At 47.1% G+C, this 26,968-nt stretch carries 26 protein-coding genes and 1 other annotated feature; of the genes, 2 read left to right on the plus strand and 24 right to left on the minus strand.

Annotated elements, in window-relative coordinates:
• Positions 1-66: 66 nt before the first annotated feature.
• The 3 genes from mgtE to ACFSUB_RS06620 all read right to left on the minus strand — a co-directional run bounded on the left by mgtE (position 67) and on the right by ACFSUB_RS06620 (position 3,242).
• Positions 67-1,428 (minus strand): magnesium transporter, encoded by a 1,362-nt coding sequence (mgtE, locus tag ACFSUB_RS06610; protein ID WP_380712395.1) that lies wholly within the window; start codon positions 1,426-1,428, stop codon positions 67-69.
• A gap of 146 nt (positions 1,429-1,574) precedes the next feature.
• Positions 1,575-2,747 (minus strand): cation:proton antiporter, encoded by a 1,173-nt coding sequence (locus ACFSUB_RS06615; RefSeq protein WP_380712396.1) that lies wholly within the window; start codon positions 2,745-2,747, stop codon positions 1,575-1,577.
• A 6-nt stretch (positions 2,748-2,753) separates the two neighbouring features.
• The gene (locus ACFSUB_RS06620; protein ID WP_380712397.1) at positions 2,754-3,242 is read right to left on the minus strand and encodes a cation:proton antiporter regulatory subunit; all 489 of its coding nucleotides are present in this window, start codon (positions 3,240-3,242) and stop codon (positions 2,754-2,756) included.
• A 154-nt stretch (positions 3,243-3,396) separates the two neighbouring features.
• Between ACFSUB_RS06620 and ACFSUB_RS06625 the strand changes: the two genes are divergently transcribed.
• Positions 3,397-4,305 carry an LCP family protein gene (locus ACFSUB_RS06625; protein ID WP_380712398.1) on the plus strand — a complete coding sequence of 303 codons (909 nt, stop codon included), beginning with the start codon at positions 3,397-3,399 and terminating at the stop codon, positions 4,303-4,305.
• A 13-nt stretch (positions 4,306-4,318) separates the two neighbouring features.
• On the opposite strand, the gene ACFSUB_RS06630 is transcribed toward ACFSUB_RS06625, so the two are convergent.
• The 5 genes from ACFSUB_RS06630 to ACFSUB_RS06650 form a co-directional block, all read right to left on the minus strand.
• Positions 4,319-4,918, minus strand: coding sequence for a CPBP family intramembrane glutamic endopeptidase (locus tag ACFSUB_RS06630; RefSeq protein WP_380712399.1), 600 nt, complete (start codon positions 4,916-4,918; stop codon positions 4,319-4,321).
• 17 nt (positions 4,919-4,935) lie between these two features.
• Positions 4,936-6,111 carry a D-alanyl-D-alanine carboxypeptidase family protein gene (locus ACFSUB_RS06635; RefSeq protein ID WP_380712400.1) on the minus strand — a complete coding sequence of 392 codons (1,176 nt, stop codon included), beginning with the start codon at positions 6,109-6,111 and terminating at the stop codon, positions 4,936-4,938.
• A gap of 139 nt (positions 6,112-6,250) precedes the next feature.
• On the minus strand, positions 6,251-6,784 hold the full coding sequence (gene resA, locus ACFSUB_RS06640) for a thiol-disulfide oxidoreductase ResA (protein WP_380712401.1): 534 nt from the start codon (positions 6,782-6,784) through the stop codon (positions 6,251-6,253).
• 335 nt (positions 6,785-7,119) lie between these two features.
• Entirely contained in the window at positions 7,120-9,285 is a 2,166-nt protein-coding gene (locus ACFSUB_RS06645) for a methyl-accepting chemotaxis protein (protein WP_380712402.1), read from the minus strand.
• Positions 9,286-9,581: 296 nt separating this feature from the next.
• Positions 9,582-10,766 carry an FtsW/RodA/SpoVE family cell cycle protein gene (locus ACFSUB_RS06650; RefSeq protein ID WP_380712403.1) on the minus strand — a complete coding sequence of 395 codons (1,185 nt, stop codon included), beginning with the start codon at positions 10,764-10,766 and terminating at the stop codon, positions 9,582-9,584.
• Positions 10,767-10,950: 184 nt separating this feature from the next.
• Here ACFSUB_RS06650 and ACFSUB_RS06655 point away from each other — a divergent pair, with 184 nt between their 5' ends.
• Complete coding sequence (locus tag ACFSUB_RS06655; RefSeq protein ID WP_380712404.1) at positions 10,951-12,150, plus strand: DUF418 domain-containing protein; 1,200 nt, start codon at positions 10,951-10,953, stop codon at positions 12,148-12,150.
• 132 nt (positions 12,151-12,282) lie between these two features.
• Here ACFSUB_RS06655 and ACFSUB_RS06660 read toward each other — a convergent pair whose 3' ends face one another.
• The 16 genes from ACFSUB_RS06660 to ACFSUB_RS06735 all read right to left on the minus strand — a co-directional run bounded on the left by ACFSUB_RS06660 (position 12,283) and on the right by ACFSUB_RS06735 (position 26,899).
• The gene (locus ACFSUB_RS06660) at positions 12,283-12,768 is read right to left on the minus strand and encodes a chemotaxis protein CheX (protein WP_380712405.1); all 486 of its coding nucleotides are present in this window, start codon (positions 12,766-12,768) and stop codon (positions 12,283-12,285) included.
• Between the two features lie 16 nt (positions 12,769-12,784).
• A complete protein-coding gene (locus ACFSUB_RS06665) occupies positions 12,785-13,144 on the minus strand; it encodes a response regulator (protein WP_380712406.1) in 360 nt (119 codons plus the stop codon).
• Between the two features lie 30 nt (positions 13,145-13,174).
• Entirely contained in the window at positions 13,175-13,642 is a 468-nt protein-coding gene (locus ACFSUB_RS06670; protein ID WP_380712407.1) for a chemotaxis protein CheW, read from the minus strand.
• Positions 13,643-13,655: 13 nt separating this feature from the next.
• Positions 13,656-15,746 carry a chemotaxis protein CheW gene (locus ACFSUB_RS06675; RefSeq protein ID WP_380712408.1) on the minus strand — a complete coding sequence of 697 codons (2,091 nt, stop codon included), beginning with the start codon at positions 15,744-15,746 and terminating at the stop codon, positions 13,656-13,658.
• 836 nt (positions 15,747-16,582) lie between these two features.
• A complete protein-coding gene (phoU, locus tag ACFSUB_RS06680; protein WP_380712410.1) occupies positions 16,583-17,233 on the minus strand; it encodes a phosphate signaling complex protein PhoU in 651 nt (216 codons plus the stop codon).
• 17 nt (positions 17,234-17,250) lie between these two features.
• Positions 17,251-18,072: a phosphate ABC transporter ATP-binding protein PstB gene (gene pstB / locus ACFSUB_RS06685; protein ID WP_380712411.1), complete on the minus strand. Its 822-nt coding sequence runs from the start codon at positions 18,070-18,072 to the stop codon at positions 17,251-17,253.
• Positions 18,073-18,093: 21 nt separating this feature from the next.
• Entirely contained in the window at positions 18,094-18,909 is an 816-nt protein-coding gene (pstA, locus tag ACFSUB_RS06690) for a phosphate ABC transporter permease PstA (RefSeq protein ID WP_380713197.1), read from the minus strand.
• A gap of 92 nt (positions 18,910-19,001) precedes the next feature.
• Positions 19,002-19,940, minus strand: coding sequence for a phosphate ABC transporter permease subunit PstC (gene pstC, locus ACFSUB_RS06695; RefSeq protein WP_380712412.1), 939 nt, complete (start codon positions 19,938-19,940; stop codon positions 19,002-19,004).
• 76 nt (positions 19,941-20,016) lie between these two features.
• Positions 20,017-21,072, minus strand: a complete 1,056-nt coding sequence (locus ACFSUB_RS06700; protein WP_380713198.1) for a PstS family phosphate ABC transporter substrate-binding protein — start codon at positions 21,070-21,072, stop codon at positions 20,017-20,019.
• A 397-nt stretch (positions 21,073-21,469) separates the two neighbouring features.
• Positions 21,470-22,213, minus strand: a complete 744-nt coding sequence (locus ACFSUB_RS06705) for an MBL fold metallo-hydrolase (RefSeq protein WP_380712413.1) — start codon at positions 22,211-22,213, stop codon at positions 21,470-21,472.
• Positions 22,214-22,633: 420 nt separating this feature from the next.
• On the minus strand, positions 22,634-22,936 hold the full coding sequence (gene rpmA / locus ACFSUB_RS06710; RefSeq protein WP_090927135.1) for a 50S ribosomal protein L27: 303 nt from the start codon (positions 22,934-22,936) through the stop codon (positions 22,634-22,636).
• An 18-nt stretch (positions 22,937-22,954) separates the two neighbouring features.
• Complete coding sequence (locus tag ACFSUB_RS06715) at positions 22,955-23,284, minus strand: ribosomal-processing cysteine protease Prp (RefSeq protein ID WP_380712415.1); 330 nt, start codon at positions 23,282-23,284, stop codon at positions 22,955-22,957.
• Between the two features lie 12 nt (positions 23,285-23,296).
• Positions 23,297-23,605 (minus strand): 50S ribosomal protein L21, encoded by a 309-nt coding sequence (gene rplU, locus ACFSUB_RS06720; protein ID WP_380712416.1) that lies wholly within the window; start codon positions 23,603-23,605, stop codon positions 23,297-23,299.
• Positions 23,606-23,616: 11 nt separating this feature from the next.
• Positions 23,617-23,690 (minus strand) — a sequence feature (ribosomal protein L21 leader region).
• A 51-nt stretch (positions 23,691-23,741) separates the two neighbouring features.
• Positions 23,742-25,250, minus strand: a complete 1,509-nt coding sequence (locus ACFSUB_RS06725; RefSeq protein WP_380712418.1) for an Rne/Rng family ribonuclease — start codon at positions 25,248-25,250, stop codon at positions 23,742-23,744.
• Complete coding sequence (locus tag ACFSUB_RS06730) at positions 25,216-26,121, minus strand: M50 family metallopeptidase (protein ID WP_380712420.1); 906 nt, start codon at positions 26,119-26,121, stop codon at positions 25,216-25,218. Before ACFSUB_RS06730 ends, ACFSUB_RS06725 begins: the two co-directional genes overlap by 35 nt.
• Positions 26,114-26,899 (minus strand): peptidoglycan DD-metalloendopeptidase family protein, encoded by a 786-nt coding sequence (locus ACFSUB_RS06735; RefSeq protein ID WP_380712421.1) that lies wholly within the window; start codon positions 26,897-26,899, stop codon positions 26,114-26,116. The genes ACFSUB_RS06730 and ACFSUB_RS06735 overlap by 8 nt, the downstream gene beginning before the upstream one ends.
• Between the last annotated feature and the right edge of the window lie 69 nt (positions 26,900-26,968).

The following is a 26,968-nucleotide window of genomic DNA, read 5'->3' on the forward strand; positions in this document are numbered from 1 at the left end:
ACCCTTCGCTCCCTTGTAAATGTATTTTTAAAATTCCGATTCAAAACCAGGAGAGATTTTTTTACACTATTGCATGTATTGAAGCAGCGATGTCGCAATCAAAAAGTAAATCATAAGGCTGATGACATCACTTAACGTTGTAATAAAAGGACCGGAGGCGATCGCCGGGTCCATTTTCAGCTTATTAATAAGCATTGGTACCGTCGTTCCAATCACACTCGCCGCACCGAGCGATATCATAATCGACACACCGACAATAACTCCAAGAAAGAAATCACCATAAAAAAGACCAATGAGAACGATAATAACAGCGGCGCATGCGACCCCGATATAAAAACCGGTAAGAAACTCCCGCGCAATGGTTTTCATGAAGCCCCGTTTTTCCAGATTTCCGGTGGCCAAAGCCCGTACCGCCACCGCAAGCGACTGGGTGCCGGTGTTCCCGGCCGATCCCATTACCATCGGAATGAATGCAGCCAGCAGGACAACCGTCTCCAGCGTGCTCTCAAATACACTGATAACCTCCGCGGTCCCAAGACCGAAAAACATAAGAAGAACAATCCACGGCATTCTGCGTTTCGCTGCCTGGAACGGCCCCAGTGTCACATCCGCCCCGCGTGAAGCAGTAATCTCACCAAGATCTTCGGCTGCTTCTTCTTCCATTACATCAATAACATCATCAAACGTTACAATACCTACCAGCACCTGATGCTCGGTAACAACCGGAACGGCCAGAAAGTCGTATTTCTGAATAATTTGAGCCACTTCTTCCTGATCAGTTTTCACGTGTACCGACACAACACGGGAACTCATAACCGATTCAATCGTTTTGTCGGAATAGGAGGTAATAACATCCCGTATCGACGTAACGCCGACTAACTTACCGGCTTCATCCACGACATAAAGGTAATAGATTGTTTCTGCATCCGGTCCTTTTTCGCGCAGTAGTTCAATCACGTCTTCCACCGTATCAAATGCTTTAACCGAGATGTACTCCTTGGTCATAATCGATCCGGCCGTTCCTTCATCATATGTCAGAAGTTCACGGACGTCATCGGCTTCTTCCCGATCCATGGCCTGTAAAATGACACCGGCCTGATCCTCTTCCAGCTCACTGAAAAAGTCGGCAACATCATCGGCATACATACGGTTGAACATCTCAGCAGCATAGTGGTCATCCAGCTCAAGAGCAATCCGTTTCTGATCTTCGGTTTCCAGCCCTTCAAATACTTCCGCGAATTCGTCCGGACTCAAAAATTCATAGACGCGTTTGCGTTCAGGCGGTTCCAGACTCAAAAACACATCGGTCTGATCTGCGGGGTGAAGTTCAAGAAACATTGTTCGAAATGTTTCTATTTCTTCCGTTATGACGGCTTTCATAATATTGTCCAAATATGATTCTCTTGTTTCTTCATTTAATTTTACCACTATGGATTCCTCCCGCAGCAGAGGTTATTTTCAGGAAAGACCCGGTCCGGGGTTTCCCGTACAGGCCGTACCCGCTTCCGGCCGCGGCCGGCTGTGCTGTAAGATACACATGTTACAATATAATGCCGCTGTCGAAAGCTGTCAATTCACCCCCGGACATTTGGTTCGTTTTTCTTCTGTTTGGACCCATATACTTTTTTTGTGAGCGCAGGAGCATACAGAAATAAAATAATGCCTGACGCGGCCGAAATGACGATGAACAAGCTGCCAAACGCCATCACTTCCGCCGTAGCAGCGCTGGCTATGATAATCGAAAATTCGCCGCGGGGCGTAAAGGATAGTCCAGCCCGAAACGCCGACCTTGGGGACAGGCCGTACAGGCGTCCACCAGCCATGCCTGTCAGCCATTTACCAAGCAGGGACCATCCAATTAATGCAGCAAGCAGTGAAGGATACATGACGCCCCCGTCCAGATTGATCTGGGTGCCGAACCAAAGGAAAAACAGGGGAAGTGTCAGTTCGCGCACCGGCTGAATAAGCGGCTCAAACGTTTCACTGCGCCCGGTTTCAGCCAGCATAATCCCTGCCAGAAATGCTCCAAGCACTTCTGAAAGTTCCAGATATACAGCTATGCCGCTGACAGTCAAGGCCAATCCAATCAAAAACAGGTGAAAAATATCGGACCCTGCATTGCGGTCGATAAAAGTCTTCAATTTCGTGAAAACAAACCTTCCAAGTAATATGGCAGCCAGTGTCAACCCTGCGACCTTAACCGCAAGAAGCAAAAAGTCTATTCCTGTTATCTCTCCTCCTGCCATAATCCCTGCAAGAACAGCGACCATGACAGGAGCGACCATGTCTTCAAAAATAAGCACCCCGAGCAGGAATTCGGATTCCGGGTTGGCGGTCCGCTTCGTATTCTGCAGCATTTTCAGTGTGATCGAAGAACTGGTCGCATAAAGGATACCGCCAATGAGAAAGGCTGTTAAAACATCCAGGCCGAAAAGAAGACAGATTCCTGTTGAAAGGACAAAATTTAGAAATAAGTCAAGCAGTCCGGCAGGTGTTACTCTTTTTGCAATCGCTCCAAGCTTGCGGATGGGAAATTCCATACCCAGCATGAAAAAAAGCAGCACGATACCAATTTCCCCTGCAAAGTACAGAATATCCGAATCACTCAGCAGACCGCTGAACACGATGCCTGCTAAAATAAACAGGATAACATCGGGAATACGCGTTCTCAGCCCGAGAAATCCAATAACAAACATAGCCAAAAGAATAAAACCTGCTGCCAGCAGCTCCGGTATTTCCAATTCCACGTAGGATTACCCCTCTCCTTCCGCCATTTCTTCAAACAACGCAATTTGACTTTTTTTCCCGATTACCATGATCGTATCTTCCGGTTCAAGGGTTTCGTCCACGCCCGGACTCGCAATTACTTCATTATTCCGGAAAATTCCTACTACCGACACGCCTGTTTTCTTTCGTACTTCTGACTCTCCGATGGTTTTTCCGGCAAACTGGGAACTCTCCTGAAGCTCTATCCATTCCACGATGACCTTGCTGCGGAAAAGTTTCATCTGGTCACTATCCACCGGCTGGAACATCGCACCTAACAGCTGTGCCCCCAGTTCCCTCGTTTCATTGGACGTCAATTCCATGGAAAAGTCCGGCTCATCATCATCGGGCTCCTGAAAAAAGTACAACTCTCTTTTTCCTGTGTGATGGGTAACCAACACAATCATATTTCCCTGAGCAGTGTAAAACGTCATTTTTTTGCCGATACCGGGAAGATCCGCTACTTTTACATCCAAACTCCCTCTCTCCTTTCTGTCGCTGTCTCCATCCCTCTATATTGTAAGCAATGAACAGCTTTATGAACAGGCAAACCAGACAAAGCGGTACTTCTTTTTACCCTTCATTCATGATATATTCTAAAAAAAGGCTGTAAAAGGAGCCCCGGTTTTTATGTGGAAGCCCGCGCTTGTTGTATTTATCACCGTACTGCTTACCATTCTTACTGCCGGAGCCGGCTGGGCCTATCATCTATACCAAAAAGCCGGCACCCATGTGCAGGAAATGAACGACAACTACGCCGAAGATGTCGGAACGCCCATCCAATCTTCAGGCCCTCTGCGCGGGACGGTTTCTTTCCTTCTTCTTGGAATCGGAGACCGGCCTGGAGAGAAGGGCCTCGCCGATACCGTGATGGCAGCCTCCATCAACCCGGAGGATCAATCCGTTCTGTTGTTTAATATTCCACGGGATACGAAAGTCAATATACCGGACCACGGCCGGGAAAAAATAAACCATGCTTACGCCTACGGCGGGGCGGGGCTTGTAAAACAGACAGCGGAAAACAAGCTGGATTATTCATTTGACTTTGTGGTGGAGGCGGATATGCAGGGTTTTTCGAAAATAGTGCACCAACTCGGCGGGGTTAAAGTAAAAAACGACTTTGCTTTCTCCCAGGATAACGTCGACCACAGTAGAACCTTCCATTTTAAAAAAGGGCCGGTTACTTTGAATGGAGAAGAAGCGCTGCAGTACGTGAGGATGCGCAAAAGCGACCCAAGAGGTGACCTGGGCCGGAATGAAAGGCAGCGGCAGGTACTCACGGCTCTCTTGGAAGACACCATGTCTCTCCAGCATCTTCCCGACAGCGCAGATATTCTGGAAATACTGGAGAATCACGTCAAAACAAACATGACACTGGAAGAACTCCGCGCTCTGTTCACCCGGTATCGTTCTTCTTTTGACTATATACAAACATTCGAACTGGAAGGAAAGAATCAAAGAGAGAAAGGAATCAGCTATTACGAGGTTACAACGCGTGAATGGGATAAGGCGGCACTGCGCCTGGAAAACCATCATTAAAGCGGAAGATCTGTCACGTTCCGGCCGCCGTCTGTCTCTTTCGCATCAACCAGGTTAATGCAGCGTTATACACGGCGTGGGCAGCGATTGGCGCCCACAATGCTCCTGTTCGTAAAAACAAAAGGCCCAGGACAGCTCCCATCATAAAAACGATGACATGAATAAGCATATTCCCCTTATACTGCGGAATGTGCAGCGCCATGAACAACAGGGAAACCAGAAGCAGTGCCGCTGTTTCTCCTGTATAGCCTGCTGCAATACCAAGAAAAGCACCGCGGAAAAGCATTTCCTCCGAGACGCCTGCTCCAACTGCGATGGTGAACAGACCATATTTTTTTGCTGCCAGCCGTTCGATCAGACGGATGTAGAGATTATCCGGAAGTTTGATCGCTGAAACGCGGTAAAGGCCGGTAACCACGCCGGCAAACAATATTCCGGCACCGGCGCCCGCCGCCGTTTCCTGTACTGCGTTATCCAGACTCCAGAGATTCCAGAAATACTCCGGACCGTAAAAGAGTAGAATCAGGATGACTGCGGCTGCAGCAAGAAACGCGAAACTTTTCCAGATAGTTTTAAGCGGTAGATCATCTGATATTGCTGTCTGCTCCTTCAACGGGAAACGCTCCTATTCTATAACAATAATCGAAGATGATAATACAGCGTTCTGGCTGTAGTCGAAGTATAACTGCTCCACATGTTCCACAACGTGCCTTTTATATCGCTGCCTTCCATCGGGATAACCGCTGCACTCCGCTTCTTTTCCCCGCCGGATTTCACGCGTTCTTTCGTCAACGTACCGGTCAGCATGACACGGTTCCTGTCATTTAACACTTTCCATTCCCCATCGTTACCTGCTTTCAGTGTGGTGTTTGTTCCTTTCTCCTGAAGATAACTTTTTTCTTCGGAAGTAATATAGATGCTTTGATCCGGGGACTGAAAGCGCGCACCCTCCGGTACGGTCTTCCTTTCAAACGCATGAAATCCATAATCCAGAAGTTCCGTCGTGTCTTTGTAGGCGTTGTGATTCGTGTCGGCGTTCATAACAACCACTATCAGTTCTCTCCCCTGTCGTTTTGCCGAGGTCACAAGGGTGTAGCCCGCTTCCGACACGTATCCATTTTTGACGCCGGTCGCTCCTTCATATTCCCAAAGAAGCTGGTGGTGATTGCGCAGCTCGGTTTCCCAGCCCTTCCCTTTCCATTCAAGCGTTTTGGTCGACACAATATCACGAAACGTTTCATTATACATCGCATATCTCGTAATACGAGCCATGTCTTCGGCTGTGGAATAATGATCTTTTTCAAAAAGGCCATGCGGATTGCTGAAAGCAGTATTTTCGATGCCGGTCTGTTCCATCAGATAGTCAGTCATCTGCTTCGAAAACATTTCTTCTGTACCATTGAGATGCTCAGCTATCGCCGTCCCGGCGTCATTTCCGGAATTAATAAGCAGACCCTGCACAAGCTGTTTGAGCGGCATTTTTTCTCCTTCGACGAGATAAACGGAGGTGCCTTTTGTATCTGCTGCACGTGCGCTTATCTCTACTTTTTCTTCCAATCCGCCCTGTTCAAGCGCCGTAATGGCAGTGGCAATTTTTGAAATAGAAGCTGGATACATCCGCTTTGCTGCTTTTTTATCAACCAGCACCTGTCCGGTGCCGGTATCCATCAGCACGGCTGTCTCAGCGGAGAGTTCGGGTCTTTCTTCGACCTCCGTCGCTGCATAGGCCCTCTGCCAGCCCAAAGACAGCAGACATACAACACATGCGATGGCAGCCACATATAAAGTACAGCGTATTCGTTTCATAAGAAAGATACTCCCTTATGACAAACCGGGAGAGAAGACTTTCGGTCTGCCTGCTGCTTTTTCCGCCTTTCATCGTATGTTCGACAGAAACTGCATTTGTTCCTGCTGCTTTGCAGTAATTCAAAGAAAAAGAACCGGATCAGGATGGTTCAATTTCTTCCATATACCCTCTCATTTTCTCTTCTGTCATCGCACCGAGCAGAACACGCTGCACCGTTCCGTTTTCATCTATCAGGAACGTAGAAGGAAGCGGACTGACGCCGTAGCGGTTCAGAACACTTTTGTTTTCATCGATCGGCATAGGAAAGGACAAGTCATGGCGGTCCGCAAAACGATTCACAGCCAGATTCGATTCCCCGACATTGACGGCAAGAACTTCCACGCCGCGTTCTCTAAACTCCTTGTACAATTCATTCATATGGGGCATTTCCTCCTCACACGGCGGACAATAGGTGCCCCAGAAGTTCAGGAACACCCCCTTTCCCCGGAAGTCTTTCAGCTCCACTCGTTCACCGTCCGCTGTTTCCAGCACAAAATTAGGGGCTGTCTCCCCTTCCTGGACATTCGTCTCTTCACCGGACATAAAATTAGTATAAAAAACATAAGCGAGCATCACTGTAATTGCTCCCAATATTGAAGAACGCATAATCAGCCGTTTGCGTTTTTTTGCCATTCAGAATAAACCTCCTCATCTTTCCTGCATAAAAATAGAGAGACCATGTTTAGTATAAATGTTTTTTCGGTATTATGCATTCTACATACAAGCGATTTTATGAAAATATAAAGAAGGAGGAGCTGTATCAAATGTCCGCTTAATACGGAGGCATCCGCTGCAGGTGGACGCTTGCCGCGGGCAGCGCCTCAGCTACATCAAACGGTAAACAGCCGTTTGATGGGATCTTCGGCTGCTGCTCTTCCCGCAGGCGTCGCCGCCTTCCGCTTCTGCCTTGGTTACATTTTCTTTATCATAGAAAAGGAGCTGTACCTTTTGATACAGCCCTCATCTTTTTACTTATTCTCTTTGCTGGAAGCTTCCGTTTCATTGCGGAGATCCGTGTCTTCTTCCACATTTTCCTCTGTTTCGTTTTCTGATTCCTCACCGTGCTGCTCTTTTTCTTCATCCAGGTGCGGATTCAGAGCTTCCTCTGCTTTGTCCTGACGACTCTCTGTAGGTGCAACCCTGAACTGCTGAATATACGAAGCAAGGGTATCACTTTGTTCGTGAAGAGACTCTGCAGAGCTTGCTACAGAACGCATGGCCTCTTTCTGTTCATCCGTGGAAGCATTTACTTCTTCGGCAGAAGCGGCATTGGACTGCGATACTTCAGCAATTCTCGTTATAGCATCTTCCACGGTCTGCCTGCGCTCATCCATCATCGGAATTTCTTCCAGAAGGCGCTGCACTACTGCTGAAATCGATTCTCCGGTTTCTTTTATCTGTTCAAACGAATGTTTTACAGACTGCACCGCTTCCTGCTGTTCAGAAGAAACATGACGGGAACGTTCGACGGTCTGGTGCACCTGTTCGGCTTCATCCGTCAAACCTTTCAGGATAGTTTTCACTTCATCGGCGGATGTACTGGAAGCGTCAGCGAGTTTGCGCACTTCTTCGGCCACAACGGCGAAACCTTTTCCATGTTCGCCCGCTCGTGCTGCCTCAATACTGGCGTTTAAGGCAAGGAGATTGGTCTGATCGGAAATATCTCCGATAGAACCCATTGCTTTTTGAATATCTTCCAGTCTTTCCGACAGACGCGCGAATACGTGCTCAACTTCTTCCATCATCGTCTGGGATTCCCCGGCCTTTTCTGTCAACGTTGATACTTTAGCTGCCCCTGCTTCATTAATTTCTTCCGACGTCTTTGAACGGTTTTCAATTTCTTTCACCTGTTCTTCGAGAAACATAAAGGCTGTTGTGAGTATCTGCATCTCCTGCTTCGTTTTTTCCGCTTCCTCGGCCTGGGATACAGCTCCCTGCGAAATATCATATACGGCATTGGCCACTTCCTCTCCGGAAGCACTTGTCTCTTCTGAAACGGCGCTGAACTGCTCGGAAGAAGAAGCAACCTGGGAGGCTGAGCCTTTTACCTGCTCCACAAGCGTTCGGAGATTTTCAGCCATTTTGTTAAGATCCCGGCTCAGATAGTCGATTTCTTCATGCGAACTTCCCGGGAACTGAACGGTAAGATCCCCTTCCGCCATATCCTTTACTTTTCCCTGCATCTCTTTTACCGGTTTTGTAATCCTTCTGGAAATTATCACCGTAAGGAGAACGGAAAGAATAATCGCCGCCGCAGCAATAATCATAATGGTATCCCGGATACCAGCTGATTCCGACGCCATAGCTTCATCAGAAAAAGCCGTACCAATCACCCAGTTGTTCGTTTCAATCCTGTCATAAAACAGGCTGTACTCTTCATTTTGGTGCTGCAGGGAGGTGCGGCCGCTTCCCTCCGTATCCAAAACAGAATACAGCGGGTCTCCTTCCCCAAGCTGTACACCATCTTGTTCCGGGTGGGCCACCACCGATCCGTTATCACCTATCAGCGTGATAAAGCCGTTGTAAGGCACATCCATTTCCGCCATCATTTCATTCAGATGGGAAAGCGACACGTCTATACCAACAACACCGAGCACATCATTGGTGAGCGGATCTACGACGGCCTTTCCTGCGCTGATGACATAGTTTCCGCCGTCTTCACTTTTGTAAGGCTCTGTCCAGGCTGTCTTTTCGGGCGTTTCTGCAGCTGCCTGATACCACGGGCGGGTCGTAGCATCCATGTCTTCCACATTCACATGAGGTGTCGTATGCGTTCCCCCGTTGGCCGCCCCTGTGAATGTCAGTTCCACGCTGTCATAGTTGTAAATAAGGCGGTTCATCACTTCTATCACACTGCTGTAACCTTTGGAATAATCCGGACTATTCCCGCTCTTATCCTTCAAAAAAGAAGTAACTCTGGTGTCCGAGCTGATCATGTTAAGATGATTTTCAAACGTTTCAAAATACTGTTCTATGTACCGTTTCTCCTTTTCCACCGTACTCGTACCTGTCCCGGCTGCATTTTCCTCCACGACATCTGTCATCTGGTAATAAATAATTATCGCGGCCGCAAGCAGTGATACTGTTACGAGACCACCTGTGAGAAGAATCAATTTCGTATTCAGTTTACGCATTCTTTCATCCCCCATTTTTATGTAACACACCTGAGGCTGAAGTATTGAGTTCATTATAGATTTTCAGTTCCAGGTATTCTGTAAATCCTACCTTTGCCTCATGTTACTTTCATTACTTATATCGACCTTCTTTCTGAATGTTTAATACAATGTGCAAAAAAAGAAGAATCCCTGTAACGGAAGCAGAATATAAAAAAACCGAACGATATCAACGCGGCAAAACAGCACGAAGGACTATCGTCCGGGTTATTTTAGAACTTGTGTTTTGGGATTTACACCTTTGTTTTTGTAAGGTGTTATTCTTTTTGCTGTTCGAAAAAGTATGTTTTGGAATGATAACGCACACTCATCACTATACCGAGGGCAAACATTGTCGCCACGATGGAACTTCCCCCGTAACTAAGCAGCGGCAGAGTAAAACCGGTAACCGGGAGAAGACCGAGCCCCATCCCGATATTTTGAAAGATCTGGAACGCAAACATGCCGATCAACCCGGCACACAGGTACTTTCCGAAGGCATTATGGCAGCGGAGACCTGTCATTAAAATCTGATACAGCAGCACGAAATAAAGGGTGATAACAAACGCTCCCCCCAGAAAACCGTGCATCGAGCTGATAACCGCAAAAATAAAGTCGGTGTGCGCCTCGGGAATGTATACCGATGTACCGGAATTACCATAAAGCTGTCCGGATCCGATGGCTGTCATTGCCTGAAGAACCTGGTATCCGGCATCCACATGTTCAAATGGGTTGAGCCATCCGTTAATCCGGGCCACCTGATACCCGGGGAGATTGGAAAGAAGGTTCCGTCCCACCCATTCTGGAAACTGGTAAAAGGCAAACACAAAGGCAAGACCGGCTGTAATCGGGCCTCCGATTAACACAGTAAGAATCCGGTACGACATTCCCGACACAATCAACAGTGCTGTAACAATGGCCCCGATGAGCATAATGCTCCCCATATCGGGCTGCCGGTAAATCAGGAAAACAACTGGTGCAATGAGCACTCCTATTTTGAGAAGCAGCCAGAGATCTGTCTGCATCGAACGATCTTCACGGTGCCTGGAATTGTGACGATAAATAATCGCACTTAACGTAATGACGAGAAAGATACGCATAATTTCCGAAGGCTGGACTGTCCCAATCTTCGGCACCGCAAACCAACTTACCGCCCCGTTCTGCATGGGAGCGAATGTTTCATTGGGACCAATAACATCGAGAAGCACCAGCGAAAACAGACCGACTCCATATAAAAACCAGTGAATGTTCATGTAGTATTCAAAATCAAAGTGAAGAACGGCAAATGCCACACCAAAACCGAGTACATAATACATCATCTGTGATGTATGGAACGTGGCGTCATACTGCCCCATCTGCTGAGCGTGGTAAATGTAAAAACAGCTGACAACGCCGAACAGGAACATGACAAACAACATGTTAATATCATATTGTTTTTCGTTGATTGGATTATGTAAACTCACCAATGCATCACCAGCATTTCTCTATATGGTTGAAATTTCCCCATAAAAATCATACACGATTATGATTCATACGTATAGAGGGAAACTTCCCGGAGAATTTCAATCCCTTTGTCAAGCATGTTAAACTTAATAGAAATGGTGTCATGTATAAGCCGTATTTTGAGCAGAAGGAGCTGTTGATTTAATGAATACAGCCGGAAAACAAAAACGTATCCAGACCCTTGATATACTGCGGGGCTTTGCGCTGCTCGGTATATTGACAGCCAATATGGCTTCATTCAAATCTCCTTTTTTCCAGCTGCAAAGTCTGCCGGGAGCATCGCCTTCGTTTCCTTCAGACATGCTGGATGGAGGAGTAACATTTATGATCGACTGGCTTGTGATTGGCAAGTTTTATCCTTTGTTCTCCTTTTTATTCGGACTCGGCTTTTTTCTTTTCTATGAAAAATTGAAAGAGAAGGGACTGGATGCAGATAGGTTTTACAAGCGAAGGCTTTTCTTTTTAATGGGGGCCGGGCTGCTTCATTTACTTTTCCTGTGGTCGGGCGACATTCTTCATACATACGCCGCTGCAGGGCTGCTGCTGCTGCTGTTTATCCACCGCAGTCCCCGCACCATTCTCACATGGGCGCTTGTTCTACTTTGCACGGCATCATTTTTCATTGCCTTTCTTACAATCAGCTCCAATATGCTGACGGCCTCAGACACCGGATTCGAAGAACAGGTTCTCACAAGCGCTGCAGAAGCAGAAACCGTGTATTCCACCGGATCCTACCTTGACATCCTTCATTTCCGGCTGAATGAAGAAGTTCCGCTTGTGCTTTCCAATCTGGTACTGAATGTCCCGCACATTCTCGGCTTGTTCCTTATCGGTCTGTATATTGGGAAAAAAGGATGGGTGCAGCGCGCAGCTGAATACCGGGGATTGTGGAAAAAAACGATGATCTTTATGCTCACTGCCGGAGGAATTCTTTCGTTTTTGTACGCGGCTCTTCTCCACGACTTGCTGCCGCTTCCGCTTTGGCTTGCCGATGGCACTGCACAGGGATTAAATATGCTGGCGGGGCCGATGCTTATGCTTGGCTGGGTCGCTTTGTTTGTCACGATTACCGAAAAACAGTTGTTCTCCTCTTTCTTCCGTCCTGTTGCCGCGGCGGGGCAGATGGCGCTGACGAATTACCTCCTGCAGACATTGATCTGCATCTTTCTCTTTTACGGGTTCGGACTGCAGCTCTTTGGAACGATGGGAGCGGCCTCAGGGTTTCTTGTTACTCTTGTCCTATTCAGCACGCAGACCGTCTTCAGCTCTTTCTGGCTCAAACATTGCAGGCAGGGGCCTGTAGAGAAACTGTGGCGCCGCTGGATATACCGCCCGCTTCGTTAAAACAGCATGTGGATGATAAACCCGTTGTTGATGGTCATTATTATGTATTTTCAGGCTGCCATAAGATATCTTACAGCAGCCTGATGATGAGAGTTCTACAGAAAGGGACTGGTCTTTGCCGCGAAACCAGGTTTATTGATCTGTATTCGGCGTTATCGAGACATGCAGAAGCACTTCCCCCGCATCACTCATCAGAGGGATCGTAAGAAACGTTTTTTCCATACGGAAAGTGGACTTCCCCTCATTAATAATCGGCGGTGAAATATCGATAACTGCTTCCGCCTTCGCGAGTTCGGACGCGGCTTTTCCTGCCACCCAGTTACCAAATTCCTGAATAGCGCTCCATCCCATTTCATCCAGAGTCTCAATATTCATACCACCCATCATACTTCCGACAATGGAAAGAGCGGTCTGTTCTTTCATCGTACAGATAATCTGACCTTCCAGAGTTCCATTGACCCCCATCAATACGGAAACATCAGAAGACATAAACTGATTGCCGGATACATATGGCTTGGATTTTTCAATCTGCAAGCCAAGGTGTTCATTTACAATGATAACGGCGGCATTCCTTATCGCGTTGACATGCTGTGCGTTCATCTGCGGTGCTGCACTCATATTAGAGCTCCCCTTTTTATCCCATCACTTTTTGAACGGCATCCATCACCCGGTCTGCCTGAAATGGTTTAACTATAAAATCTTTCGCTCCTGCCTGAATGGCATCAATGACCATGGACTGCTGACCCATGGCAGAGCACATAATTACTTTCGCTCCCGCATGCTGCTGCAAAATTTCTTTCAGCGCTGCAATACCGTCTTTTTCCGGCATCGTAATATCCATTGTCACCAGGTCAGGCTGCTTCTCATTATACATATCCACTGCTTCCTGACCATTAGATGCTTCGCCTGCAATCTCGAATTCATTTTTGGTTAAAATATCTTTAATCATCATCCGCATAAAAGATGCGTCATCTACAATAAGTACAGAAGCCATACTTTCACCTCACGTTTTTATTTGCCGGCCTTACATACCGGAACGCTGTTTGTCATCTTGTTTATTCAAAATCTTATCAATATGGAGAAGCGTAAATAAGCGGTCCTCCAGCTTTATAACGCCGCGCAGATATTCTTCTGCCACACCTCCTACAACTTCAGGAGTAGGCTCAATGTTTGAAGCGGCAATGTCCATGACATCGTTCGCTCCATCCACAATAAACCCGATATCATTGTTATCTCTTTTTAAAACCAGAATTCTTGTTGCTTCATCGTAAGGTCTGCTTTCCAGTTCAAACCTCTTTCTCAGATCCATAACCGGTGTAATAACACCTCTCAGGTTCATCACCCCGATGATATAAGGTTCCACTCCTGGAATGCGGGTGACAGCCTGCATTTTCTCAATGGACTGAACGTCATCCACTTCGATTGCATATTCTTCGTCTTTCAACTGAAATACAATCACTTTCACATATCCTTCTTCTGTTTCTACGGCCATTTCTGCCACCTCCTTATTTAATCAGTGCGTTCGAATCAAGGATGAGAGCAACCTGTCCGTCGCCCAGTATCGTAGCGCCCGATATTGCAAATACATTCGACAGGTAACTGCCGAGTGATTTTAATACAACATCATGCTGTCCGATTAATGAGTCCACGACCAGTCCTGCAATTTTGTCTCCTTTGCTGACAATGACCAGGGAGTAATACTCGTCATCTCCTGCGGTCTCTGTATCAGGCACTTCGAATATTTCATTCAAAAAGACCAGCGGGATGACGTTTCCGCGGAAATCAATCACTTTCTGTCCGTGAGCACTGTGCACTTCATTTATATTGACGATGGCTGTTTCTACAATAGCGGTGAGCGGGACCCCGTATTTTTCTTTTCCTATTTCAACGAGCATGACATCAATAATAGAAAGTGTCAGAGGCAGCTGCACGGAAAATAACGAGCCCTCCCCATAAACGGAGTTGACTGTGATATTTCCACCAAGTGTTTCAAACGTATTGCGCACAACATCGAGCCCTACACCTCTTCCGGATATGTCTGTGATTTCCTGTGCTGTACTGAATCCGGAAGCAAACATCAACCCAAATATCTGCTGATCATTCATCTTTTCGAGATCCTCTTCGTTCACGACCCCATTTTCAAGCGATTTTTTTATCACTTTTTCCTGATCTATGCCGTTGCCGTCGTCTTCAATTTCAATAAAGACGTTATTGCCGCTGTGATAAGCACTAAGATGCACATTGCCTTCAGGCGGTTTACCGGCAGCTTCACGGACGTCCGGTTGTTCAATACCATGATCAATGGAATTACGGATTAAATGGACAAGAGGGTCCCCGATTTCATCAATTATCGTACGGTCAAGCTCGGTTTCTGCACCGGTGATTTCAAGATTTACTTTTTTACCCAGTTCTTTGGAAAGACTTCTCACCATCCGCGGGAATCGGTTGAACACCTGATCCACCGGCATCATTCTCATATTCAGGATGATTTCCTGAAGATCCCCTGAAATCCGGGACATACGTTCCACTGTTTCGTTTAATTCATTGTTGTTAAGTTCACTTGATATCTGCTCCAGGCGTCCGCGGTCAATGACGAGCTCCTCAAATAGATTCATTAAAACATCGAGCCGGTCAATGTTTACCCGAATCGTTTTATTGAGTTCACTACCCTTTTGGGATCCTGTATTTTGTTTCTCTGCTTTATCAGCTTTGGCGGGTTTTGCCGTTTCTTTCTGTTCATTCTTTTCTGCAGAAGCCTCTTCAGCCGGCTCCTCTGATGAATCCGTACTGCCATCAGCCGCTGCAGGTACAGGTTCATCTACATTAACGACTTCCACCGACACATTTGTTATTTCTGATACTTTGAGGACACGCTGTCTTAATTCCTCCAGCTCTACACTGGAAATCACGGTAATAACAAAGGATGATTCGAAATTTTCATCTTCCAGTTCATCCGCGGAAGGGGTGGATTTAATGATGTCACCCACCTGCTCAAGCACATCAAAGACCATATAGACGCGGGCTGCTTTCAGCATCGTCTGTTCATCAAGCGTAATCTCGAGTTTATAGGGGGTGTATCCCTGTTCCTGGGATTGTTTCAGTACCGTCCGCTCATATTCATCGTAGGACTCCTGTACTGCTGTGCTCTCTTTATCGTGTGAAGATTCCACTTGAACAGCAGCTGCTGCTTCAGGCTTTGCAGCTGCTTCTTTGTCTCCTCCGTTTTGCAGCACTTCAAGCTTCTGCACCGCTTCACTTACATCCCTGGATCCGTCTCCGCCGCCGGCAATGTCATTAATCATTTCTTCCAGATCATCCACCGATTCAAACACAACGTCCATGACATGGGATGTAACACTCATATGTTCATGACGAATAAGATCGAGCACGTTCTCCAGATTGTGTGTCAGACGTGCAAGATCCTCGAATCCCATCGTTGCACCCATTCCTTTTAAAGTATGAGCAGAGCGGAAGATTTCCCCTACAATCGATATATCCTCCGGTTCTTTTTCCAGCTGCATCAAATGGTCATTCAGCGTCTGCAGATGTTCCTGACTTTCATCAATAAACACTTCTAAATACTCAGATTGACCCAATATCCAAACCCCCTGATTCTGCAAGTTATCTATGGTAAGAATAGAATTCTTATCTTTTCTGACGATTACTTCACTAATATCGGTTATTATAAGAAAAATTTCATAGTTGATGCTTTATTTTTTGTTAAAAAGCCTTAGTTTTAGTTCTATGTACCTAATAACGCCTGCTTTTTGTTGCTGAAACGAAAAATAGTGGCTGTATCAAAAGTCTACTAACAGCCCGAACATACATCGCTAACAAGTTAGGCATGCGCTGCAGGCGGACGCTTTCACTCCAGAGCACAAGGCGGGCATCGGTTCGCCGGGGCTCACCGTGTCTTCTATGCCGCGGGCAGCGCCTCATTCCCGCTGGAGTCGCCGCCTTCCGCTCCTGCCCGTGATTCCATTCTCTTTATCAAAAGAAGAGTCTGAGACAAAACTTCTATAAGATAGAAAAATACCGAACGATTTCAAAAAATCGTTCGGTATTTTTCGTTGCTGAGACAAGCCGCTACGCCAAAATGCTTTGCTTTTACTCCAGAGCACAAGGGCGGCATCGATTCGCTGGCGCTTATCGTGTCTTCTTTGCACTCCAGAGTACAAGGGCGACATCGATTCGCTGGGGCTCATCGTGTCTTCTATGCCGCGGGCACGGCTCAAAAGGAGGAAGATCGGCTAAGATCGGCACCTCCTGGCGGGCGCCGACCTGACCCGCATCCTGCGGGGTCCCCGTGACTCGTGCTGTTCTAAGCAGGAGTCAAAGCATTTTGGCTCCGCTGCTATACAGCTTTTGATTAGTGACCCGGAACATTCGTGTTATCTGCCGCATCATGTGCTTTTGTCCCAAACTCCAGCATCTAATTTAAATCAAAGTGTTTTCCGTTGGATTCATATACAATCCATTCTGCAAGATTCGTTGCATAGTCTGCGATTCGTTCCACGTACCTTCCGATAAATGCAAGCTGAGTGGTCTGTTCCGCATTCGTTTCGTCGCTCAAAGTAAAAAGCCTTTGAATGTAATGTTTATACTTTCTGTCTACCGTATCATCAAGCGTGGCAATGCGCTGCGCGCGCATTAAGTCTCTATTCTGGTAGGCAATAAGCGCTTCATGAAGCATTTCCTCGGCAACATCCGCCATTTCCCTGATTTCCTGTATTTCGTTTTCGTTTCTCTCCTGTTCCATCCGCTTTGCCGCTTTTACAATATCTACAGCAAGATCAGCAACTCTCTCCAGATCACTGGACACTTTTAAGGCTACAATGGTTGTACGTAAATCTGTGGCGACCGGCTGCTGGCGGGCAATCATCATCGTGGCCTCATCGTGAATCTGAAGTTCGGTTTGATTAATGCTGCTGTCGCCTTCAATTAGAGCTTCTATTTTTTCATCATCATGGTTTTCAAGAAGATGCAGTGCCTGCCTGAATGCAGCGATCACATCCTCCCCCATGGAGGAAATATCGTCTTTCAGCTGGACAAGTTCCTGCTCATAAGTTCCTCTTACTCCCATACATCAGCCCCCCTATTTTATCCGAAGCGGCCGGAAATATAATCTTCGGTACGTTTGTCATCAGGTGATGAAAAGATTTTATCTGTCTGATCATACTCCACAACCTCGCCATTCAGGAAAAAGGCAGTATTATCGGAAATTCTTCCAGCCTGCTGCATGTTGTGTGTCACGATAATGATACTGTAATTTTTCTTTAACTCCTGTACAAGCTCTTCAATTTTCAGAGTGGAAATAGGGTCCAGTGCGGATGTCGGTTCATCCATCAAAATCACATCCGGTTCCACGGCCAGACACCGTGCGATACAAAGACGCTGCTGCTGTCCACCGGACAGGCCGAACGCATTCTTTTTCAGGTCGTCTTTGACCTCTTCCCAGAGAGCGGCCCCTTTTAAGCTGTTTTCGACAATGTCATCAAGCACTTTTTTGTCTTTAATACCATGGATTTTCGGACCGTATACGATATTTTCATAAATGGATTTTGGAAACGGGTTCGGCTGCTGGAAAACCATACCTACTTTCGTCCGAAGCAGTTCCACTTTATATTTCTTGTCGAAAATGTCCTGATTCCGGTAATAGATGCCGCCTGATGTTTTAACAGAAGGAATCATTTCTGTGAGCCGGTTTAATGTTTTAATAAACGTGGATTTCCCGCACCCAGATGGTCCGATAATGGCAGTCACTTCCCGTTCCGGAATGTCCAGTTCGATATTTTTCAGCGCCTGGTCCTCCCCGTACCACAGATTAAGCTGGTCTACCTTATATACTGATTTCCCGGGTTCTTTTGTTTCAACATGGGTGTTCTCGTCAAATTCTGTATTCTTCTTTTGACTTGCCAACATGATATACACCTCTTTTAAAATTTAGAATCGACGTTGAAATTTGTTTCGTATAAACACAGCGATAGAGTTCATCAGAAGCAGCATAAACAGAAGAACAACAATTCCCGCTGCGGCTACCATATGAAATTCTTCCTGTGGACGGTTCGTCCAGTTAAAGATTTGAATAGGCATAACCGTAAACTGTGACATAATGCTTTCGGGAAGGAACGCGATGTAAGTCAGCGCCCCGATCATAATAAGGGGAGCTGTTTCACCAATCGCACGTGAAAGTGCAAGGATATTCCCTGTTAAAATTCCCGGTATCGATGCCGGAAGGACCACTCTGTATATCGTCTGCCAGGTCGTTGCCCCCATGGCGTAAGAAGCTTGTTTCATATCCGCCGGAACCGCGCGGATCGCTTCCTGTGATGAAACAACAATAATCGGCAGTATCAGCAGTGACATCGTTAACGCACCTGCAAGCAGGCTGCGCCCCATAGCCATTTCACGAACAAAAATCGTTAGACCAAGCAGACCGAAAACGACAGACGGCACACCGGCAAGGTTCGATATGTTGGTTTGGATAAGAGCGGTAAAACGATTGGGTTTGGCATACTGCTCAAGATAAATCGCCGTTCCGACACCTAGTACAAATGATATTGGTGCGGTTAGTCCCATCATCCAGATTGTTCCGATAAATGCCGCTTTTATGCCGGCATCTTCGGGGTTTCTGGATGCAAAGGACGTAAACAAATCCCATTCCAGCCAGCCAATTCCTTGAGTGAAAATCCGAATAACAAGAACAAGCAGCATCAACAGGCTGAACGCAACTGCCGACGCAAAGAGTACCCTGGACATGCGGTTTTTCCATTCTCTTTTCGGGAGATTGGATGGTTCTGCTACCTTTGTTTCCTCTTCCGGTGGTATATTTTCCTGACTAGCTTCCTTCATCAGTATTCCTCCCTGAATCGCTTCGAAATAAACTGCGCGAGAATATTCATGGCCAGCGTGAATATAAACAGTGTCATGCCGACCGCATAAATACTGTAATAAACAGTGGTGCCAAACCCGGCATCTCCGAGGCTCATCTGTACGATATAAGCGGTCATCGTCTGCATGGATGACGTGATATCAAGGCCTTGTGCAGGACTTCCGCCCCCGGCAACTGTCACAATCATCGTTTCTCCAATCGCCCTGGATATGGCGAGAACAAAGGAAGCGATGATGCCGGACAATGCCGCAGGAAACACTACTCTCAGCGATACTTCCAGCCTCGTCGCTCCCAGAGCAAAAGCCCCTTCTCTCATCGACTGGGGAACGGCGCTCATTGCATCTTCAGAAAGAGAGGCGACCATAGGTATAATCATTATTCCCATAACAAGACCCGGGCTTAATGCATTATAAATAGCCAGACCTGGAATAATGGCCTGCAGTATCGGAGTCACAAATGTTAACGCAAAAAAACCATACACAATCGTCGGAATACCGGCCAGTACCTCAAGAACCGGTTTGATGGTTCGTCTTGTTTTGTCACTCGCATACTCACTCAAATAAATGGCTGCCGCTAATCCAACTGGTATAGCCACAATCATAGCAATAGCAGCTATGGTAAAAGTCCCCAGTAACAGCGGTCTGATTCCGTAATCCGGATCTGAAAACATGGGATACCATTCGGAACTGGTTATAAATTCAATCATTGATACTTCCGTAAAGAACGTTACTGTTTCAAAAAGCAGTGTGAGAACGATACCGAATGTAGTTAATATCGAGATAACAGCACAAAGCAGAAAAAACTTGGGCATCAAGCTCTCGGCAACATTAGTCATCCCTTTGTTATCAGCTTTCTTTTCTATCATTTGACGTATGGAGGATCGTTCATTATCTGTCATCGTGCATCCCCTTTCTCTTCAACTCCATAAACGTAGACAAAAGGTAAGATGCAGGCATCTTACCTTTTGGCCTGAATTATTCTCCGGATCCAGAACCAGACCCTGCTGCTTCTTCAATCTTTGATGCATTTTCTTCATACACTTCATCCGATGCGTTCACGTATCCTACTTCAAGAGCGAGATCGCCGGCATTTTCATTGAGATATTCTACATAGTCAAGTACCTGCGGCTCCTCGAGGGAAGATTCTTTCACGTATGTGAACAGCGGACGGGAAAGCGGTGCGTAGGAACCGTCATTGATGGTTTCTTCGCTTGGTTCAACCGGGCCGTCACCATTGTCAATCGGAACAATTTTCAGGCTGTCCTGGTTTTCAGCGTAATACGCGTATCCGAAATAAGCGATACCGTTCGGGCTTCCCTGAACGCCTGTTACAAGCACATTGTCATCTTCGGAAAGCTGGGCGTTACGGTTAATGTCTTCGCCTTCCAGGATGGTTTCATTAAAGTAATCATATGTGCCGGAATCTGTACCCGGACTGAAACGTTCAATCGGCTCGTCCGGCCATTCGCTGCGGACGTCACTCCAAGTCTCAGCGCCGCCGTCCACCCAGATCTGCTTCAGCTCTTCTACAGTAAGGTGGTCAACGAAGTCATTTTCCTGATTGACAACAACGGAAAGACCGTCGTAAGCAAGCGTCATTTCAAAGTAATTAATGCCGTTTTCTTCAAGAGCTGCTGCTTCTTCATCCGCGATCTCGCGGGAAGCGTTACTCAGGTCGGTTTCCCCGGCAATAAATTTCTCAAATCCGCCGCCGGAACCGGACACACCAACCGGTGCCTGTACGTTCGGATGTTCGCTTGTATATTCTTCAGAAACTGCTTCCATGATTGGGAATACAGTGGAAGAACCATCAATTGCTACTTCTCCGGATAGTTCTTCACCGCTGCCGGAAGAAGATCCTTCGGAACTGCCTTCGGAGGACGTTTCTTCAGAACTTCCGTCTCCGCCGGATGTTTCTTCGGTCGATTCACCATTTTCTGACCCCTCGGACTCTTCAGATGAACCTCCACCACATGCTGCCGCGAATGCAACAATTGCAGCAAGCGCGATAAACAGCCATACTTTTTTCATACTCAAAAGCACTTCCTCCTCTTTTTCTTGTTTAAATGGATAAGGAGTTTGTCTCTCCCCACTCACATGTGCAAGTATAGGAAATGAACATTAAGAACACATGGTGCTGATGTAAAGATTGTGTAAACATACGTGAAGAAATGTTAAGAACAAAGTCGGTCTTTGCCCATTCGCATGCAAAACACTGCTATGACAGGCTTCCTCATTATTCCTTTACTTTTTCATTCCTTTTTTATGATGATAATTTATATGTCTATTTGTTTATCAAAAATGAACGTAAGCGGCACCTTTTCCTATGCAGGTCCTTCGGCTTTTTTAGGCTGACCCGGAAAGCACCAGTTATCTGCAGTTTCCCATCAACTGAAAAAAGCTGCCCTTTGAAAGGACAGCTTTTTGTTCAGGATAACGTTTTACTCCAACCAGAGGAAGCTATTTCTACTTTTGTATCGGGACATTCATTCTGCGCTTCCCCTATCATCTGTTCATGACTACCAAAATGCGGAAGATGGGTAAGAAGAAGATGAGGAACTTTGGCAAGCCCGGCCATCTGCCCGGCTTCTTCGCTTGTCATATGACCAAACGCTGCACCGTCTCCGCCTTTGTATGCGGTCGACTCCGCTATCAAAAGGTCTGCTCCGAAGGCGGCATGAGCGATCTCAGTAGAAAAGGCGGTATCAGCCGAATAAAAAAGAACAGCGGTTTCCGTTTGAATCTTCATCGCATAACAAGGTACCGGGTGCATTGTTTTATAAAACGTGAATGTAAAAGGACCGACTTCAAGCGCCCGGTCCGGTGTATAAGCTTCTGTCGTAATCGTGTGCTTAAAAGACAGGTTTTCAAATCCCGCCGGATCTTCTTTATGCCCGTAAATGGTCAGAGGCTGCTGTGGTTTATCGGAAATGACCGGCTGCAGCAGACGAAAATAATGAAGAGCTCCAATATCCCCTATGTGATCATTATGATAATGAGAAATAATGACTGCATCGACGTCTGCAAGATCCCTATAGTGCTGCAGTTGGGAAATGACGCCGCTGCCGCAGTCAATGAGCATTCGAAAATCTCCTTCCTCGATCAAATAGCCGGAGGCGGCTTCCCCTGCTTCCGGAAACGCGTGCCAATATCCAATAACAGTGACTTTCATATTGTTTTCCGCCTTTCCCTTTTCGATTTCTGCATTCAGTATAAACCTGAACCTTCAAAAATGGAAAGGTATTTTTTGTTTCCTTCCTGTCTTCTTGTTGAACGGGATTATCCGCTGTTGTCAAATATCCTGTCGGCACAAGGGACGAACGGTCGATAGACGGCATGTACCGACCGCTTCCGGTGAAATTCAAAGCAAAAGTGGTTGATAGAGCTTTGCTGGGAACCATTCAGCTGCTGTCCCGGCTTTCAAACGGATCATAGAACCAGTTTATCGACCACTTCAGGCGTCCATGAATCAGATGACAGACCATAAGCGTAAGCTGCAGTGGATCAAAAGACCGTGCGCGGAATACGGCCGGCCTCCAAAACCCCACAAAAAAAAGCGTCCCGTAGAAACGGGACGCTGCTCACAGATAGGTTACGCTTCCTGCATTTCTTTCGATTCGCTTGCGTAAACGCTCACCTGTTTTTTCTTTTTACCGCGGCGTTCAAATTTTACAACACCGTCCACTTTGGAGAAAAGAGTATCATCACCGCCGATACCTACGTTTTCACCAGGGTGGATGCTCGTACCGCGCTGGCGTACGAGAATGGAACCGCCGGTTACCTGCTGTCCGTCCGCACGCTTCACGCCGAGGCGTTTCGCTATGGAATCACGGCCGTTCTTCGTACTTCCGACACCTTTTTTCTGGGCGAAAAATTGAAGATCCAAATTCAGCATCATGTTTCTCACCTCCTGTCAGTCTGAAATGTGTATATAATCGCCGTACTGTTCGGCAATTGTATGAAGGGAAATGAGCATTCCCTCCAGCAGCAGCTGAACTTCTCTGCCGGTCTGTTCCGAAAGGTCCCGCGGCACCCTGCAGAAAAGCCAGCCGCCTTCATCAGCCAGATCGACATCCAGATCCACTCCGCACATTTCATCCACAGCATTCACTGCTCCGAATGAGACGGCAGAGGCACCAGCACATACCAGATCATATCCGTACGGCCCGCTTTCTGCGTGTCCGGACATCGAAAAAGCTTTTATTTTTCCATTCTCATTCCGGTCCACCTTGATTTCTATCATGGCATTCCGGCCTTATGCTTCGATCTTGTCGATAATAACTTTCGTATACGGTTGACGGTGACCCTGTTTACGGCGGTAACCTTTTCTTTTCTTCATTTTAAAGACAGTGATTTTTTTCTGGCGTCCATGCTTTTGCACTTTTGCCGAAACTTTTGCACCATCAACATATGGAGAACCGGTTTTCACTTCACCGCCGCCGACAAAAATAACGTTGTCAAAAGTGACTTCTTCGCCTTGGGCAGCGTCCACTTTTTCTACGTAGACCTCCTGGCCTTCTTCCACTTTGACCTGCTTGCCGCCGGTTTCGATAATAGCGTACATCTTCTGCACCTCCTATGACTTAGACTCGCCAGCACAGGTGCCGTTTTTGGACTTGAGACCTGCGCGTGTGCGGTTGAAGTTTGGGTGCCAGCCAAACAACTAACAAAGGATATCTTATCACAGCCGTGAAACCGTGTCAATCACGCGCTGAGCGCTTGTTTTCCAGCGCTTCTTTTCTTCTCCGGGCTTCCGTTTCGACCCCTGTGTAACGAATGGTTATGCCGCTGTTCTCATCACCGGGAGTCGTATAAATGACAAATGAATAACGCGAGGCCCATGTGTCGAGCAGAAAAGAGCCTTCTGTGTGCAGCCAGTCGTGTACTCGTTTTGGCATTTCGATCACAAGAGCGTCGGATTCCATCCCCCGGCATTCGTGGATGTAACGTTCCGCCTGGTAGGCCAGGGTTTCCGCAGAGACACGGCGTCCCGTCCCGCGGCAGCCGCTGCATGTTTCCAGTAGAAGATCTTCGACTCCTCTTCTTACTTTTTTGCGGGTCATTTCCACCAGCCCCAGCGTACTCATACCCATTACATTTGTTGTCGTTCTATCCTTTTTCAATGCCTGTTTTAATGCCCCTATTACTTCTTCCTTATGGGAATCCTTTTTCATATCGATGAAATCAATGACCACAATGCCCGAAATATCGCGCAGTCTTAACTGGACGGCAATTTCGGCGGCAGCTTCAAGGTTGGTGCGGCGGACGGTTTCCATCAGATCCGTTCCGCCGGTATAGCGGCCCGTATTTACATCAATCACCGTGAGAGCTTCTGTTTTTTCTATAACAAGAAAACCGCCGTTTTTCAGCCAGACATTAGGCTTTAACGCTTTTTCCACCTCTTTTTCAATTCCTTTTGCTGCAAAAAGATTTTCCCGGCCTTGATAATGGACGACTTTTTTCGTGTCGTTTTCTTCAAAGCGGAGCATCCGTTTCAACTGCTGGACGACGGGGAAGTAATCAGCTGTAATCTGATGAATAGTATCCATGGAATAGTCCCGCAGCAGCTGCTCTACGATGCCGCCGTCCTTCAGGACCAATCCCGGTGCACGCGTCTGCCCGGAAAGGGAGAGGATCTCCTTCCAATCCTCACGGAGATAGTGGATATCTGCAGCAACAATATCAACGTCGAGGTGCTCACAAATCGTTCGTATGATCACCCCTTCTTTTTCATTCAGGTGTTCCTCCGCCCAGGTCCGCCACCCTTCCCGGTTCTCTTCCTCCATCTTTTTTGAAATACCGGTGTAACCGCCTTCCGGAAGGTATACCGTATACTTTCCGGACAGGGATACATTTTCCGTCAGTTTGGCTCCTTTTTTTCCAAATTCCTCTTTCAGCACCTGCACCAGCACAGTCTGGCCTTGTGTAATAAACTCGGATATACTCCGGTTTTCCTTTTCTTCAAGCGGTTCGTTTTTCTGTTTATACCCGACCAGTTCATCGCGGTACAAAAATCCGTTTTTCTCCCGCCCGATATCGACAAACGCCGCCTGCATGCCGGGCAGGACATCTTTCACACGTCCTTTATAAATATTGCCGGCAATCCGGTTCTCGTCAGGGCGCTCCACAAAAATTTCTGTAACCCTGCCATTTTCCCGCAATGCCGCTCTTCGTTCAGTTGTCGATGTGTTCAAAAGGATATCGATCATTTACATTGTGCCTCTCTTCGTCTCTGCCATTTCTGCTCAGGATATGTTTCAGCGTCTCCATACCCTTTCTTTTTTTTGTGATTGTTTCAAGGATATAAGATTCAGACAAGGTTTGTCCATTTTCCACAATATAAAAGGCAGCTGCTCCATGCCTGTGTATCAGCTTCGCAGCATCTACCGGCCGCCGCTGCCAGGATATATGTTCACTTGTACCGGCGTACGCTGAAGGGGGTTCCTCCGTTTTTCTGATTAAGAACCGGTAAAAACGGTAGGGGAGCTGCTTCCACTCTTTTATGTGTACCATGACAAAAAAGGAACCAATCAGCCACGCCTGCAGGTGCATGGGAATGTAAAGAGCGGTAAGAACGATGCAGCTCCCAAGCACAGCACCGGATGTCATCATTGTTTTTCGCTGTGCCTGATAAAACGGAATACGGCCGGCATAAAGACAGAACAGCAACCTGCCGCCGTCAAGCGGGTGAACCGGCAGCATATTGAAACAGAGTATGGATATATTGTAGTGCATGAATAAAGCATGGTCAGCGCTCCCCCAGAAAGCGGCACCCTGAAGGGAGTAAGAAAGAAGGGCAAGCGGGAGATGCACAAGAGGACCGGATAATGCTACCACAGCTTCTTCCCGGAGCGGGCGGGTTCCGTATTCATCGGTTTCCATCATTCCACCGAAAGGGAGCAGCGATATTCTCCGTATCCTCCACTGGTAGTGCAGAGCGGCAGCGGCATGTCCAAGTTCATGGAGCAGGATGATAGTAAAAAGAAGCAGAATGTCATAGAAATACCCCGTCAACACAGCTGTTCCCGCCATCACCCAGAATAACGGATGAATGTGCAGGAGACGAAGCTGTTTAATCAACAGCAATCACATCCATCGGGTCGACGTACTGTCCATCCTGCTTGACCGCCAACGCGTACCTGCCGCTTCCTTCACCGGATTCCACCTTCCCCAGCACATCACCTCCGGCCACATGGTCATACAGTTTCACATCCACCTGATCGAGAAGACCATACCAGGACTCTCCCCCCTCGTAATGCTGCACGCCAACAGCAAGATCCCAGTCTTCATGAGGACCCGTGTGAATCACCAATCCTCCGTTTACAGCTTCTATCTCACTGCCGCTGCCTGTTTCCAGCACCACTCCTTTTCCATTTTCCGAAAAACTCTCGGTGACTGTTCCCGAAACAGGAACTGCGGCCGGATCTGGTTCTTCCGCTGAAGGATCTGAAGAAGCTGTGTTTGCCTCATTACCCGCGTCCGGCAGAAACGCCACCGGACTTCCAAATCGTTCTTCATACCAGGCCGTCACCGAAGCAAACGGGAATTCTTCCTGAAAGGAGCTTTCCACAAACTGTTTTGCTCCCTGAAACGCAGGATGCGCCGATTGAAACAAAATACCGGTTAAAAGGAAGACCATCGCCGCCAGAAAACTCTGGAGCACCCAGACCCCTTTCTGTTTCCTGCGCGGCTCTTCTTTTTTCTCCTGTTTCTGCCATACATAAAATTCCGGCTCATGATAAGGTGTATCACTGTGGCTCGGATAATATCCATAAGCCGGTCCGCGCTCGTTTGAAGCAGCTCTTTTGCGTCGTTTTTGATGAACCTGCCTGCGTACTTTCTGAATGTTTCTATCCATCTTGCTCCCCCTTTTTCCATCAGACAGCTTGTTCTATTTTCTCTTCTGTCGTCATTATATGAAAAAATC

It is taken from the genome of Salibacterium lacus (genome assembly GCF_042684865.1).
GTDB lineage: Bacteria > Bacillota > Bacilli > Bacillales > Marinococcaceae > Salibacterium > Salibacterium lacus.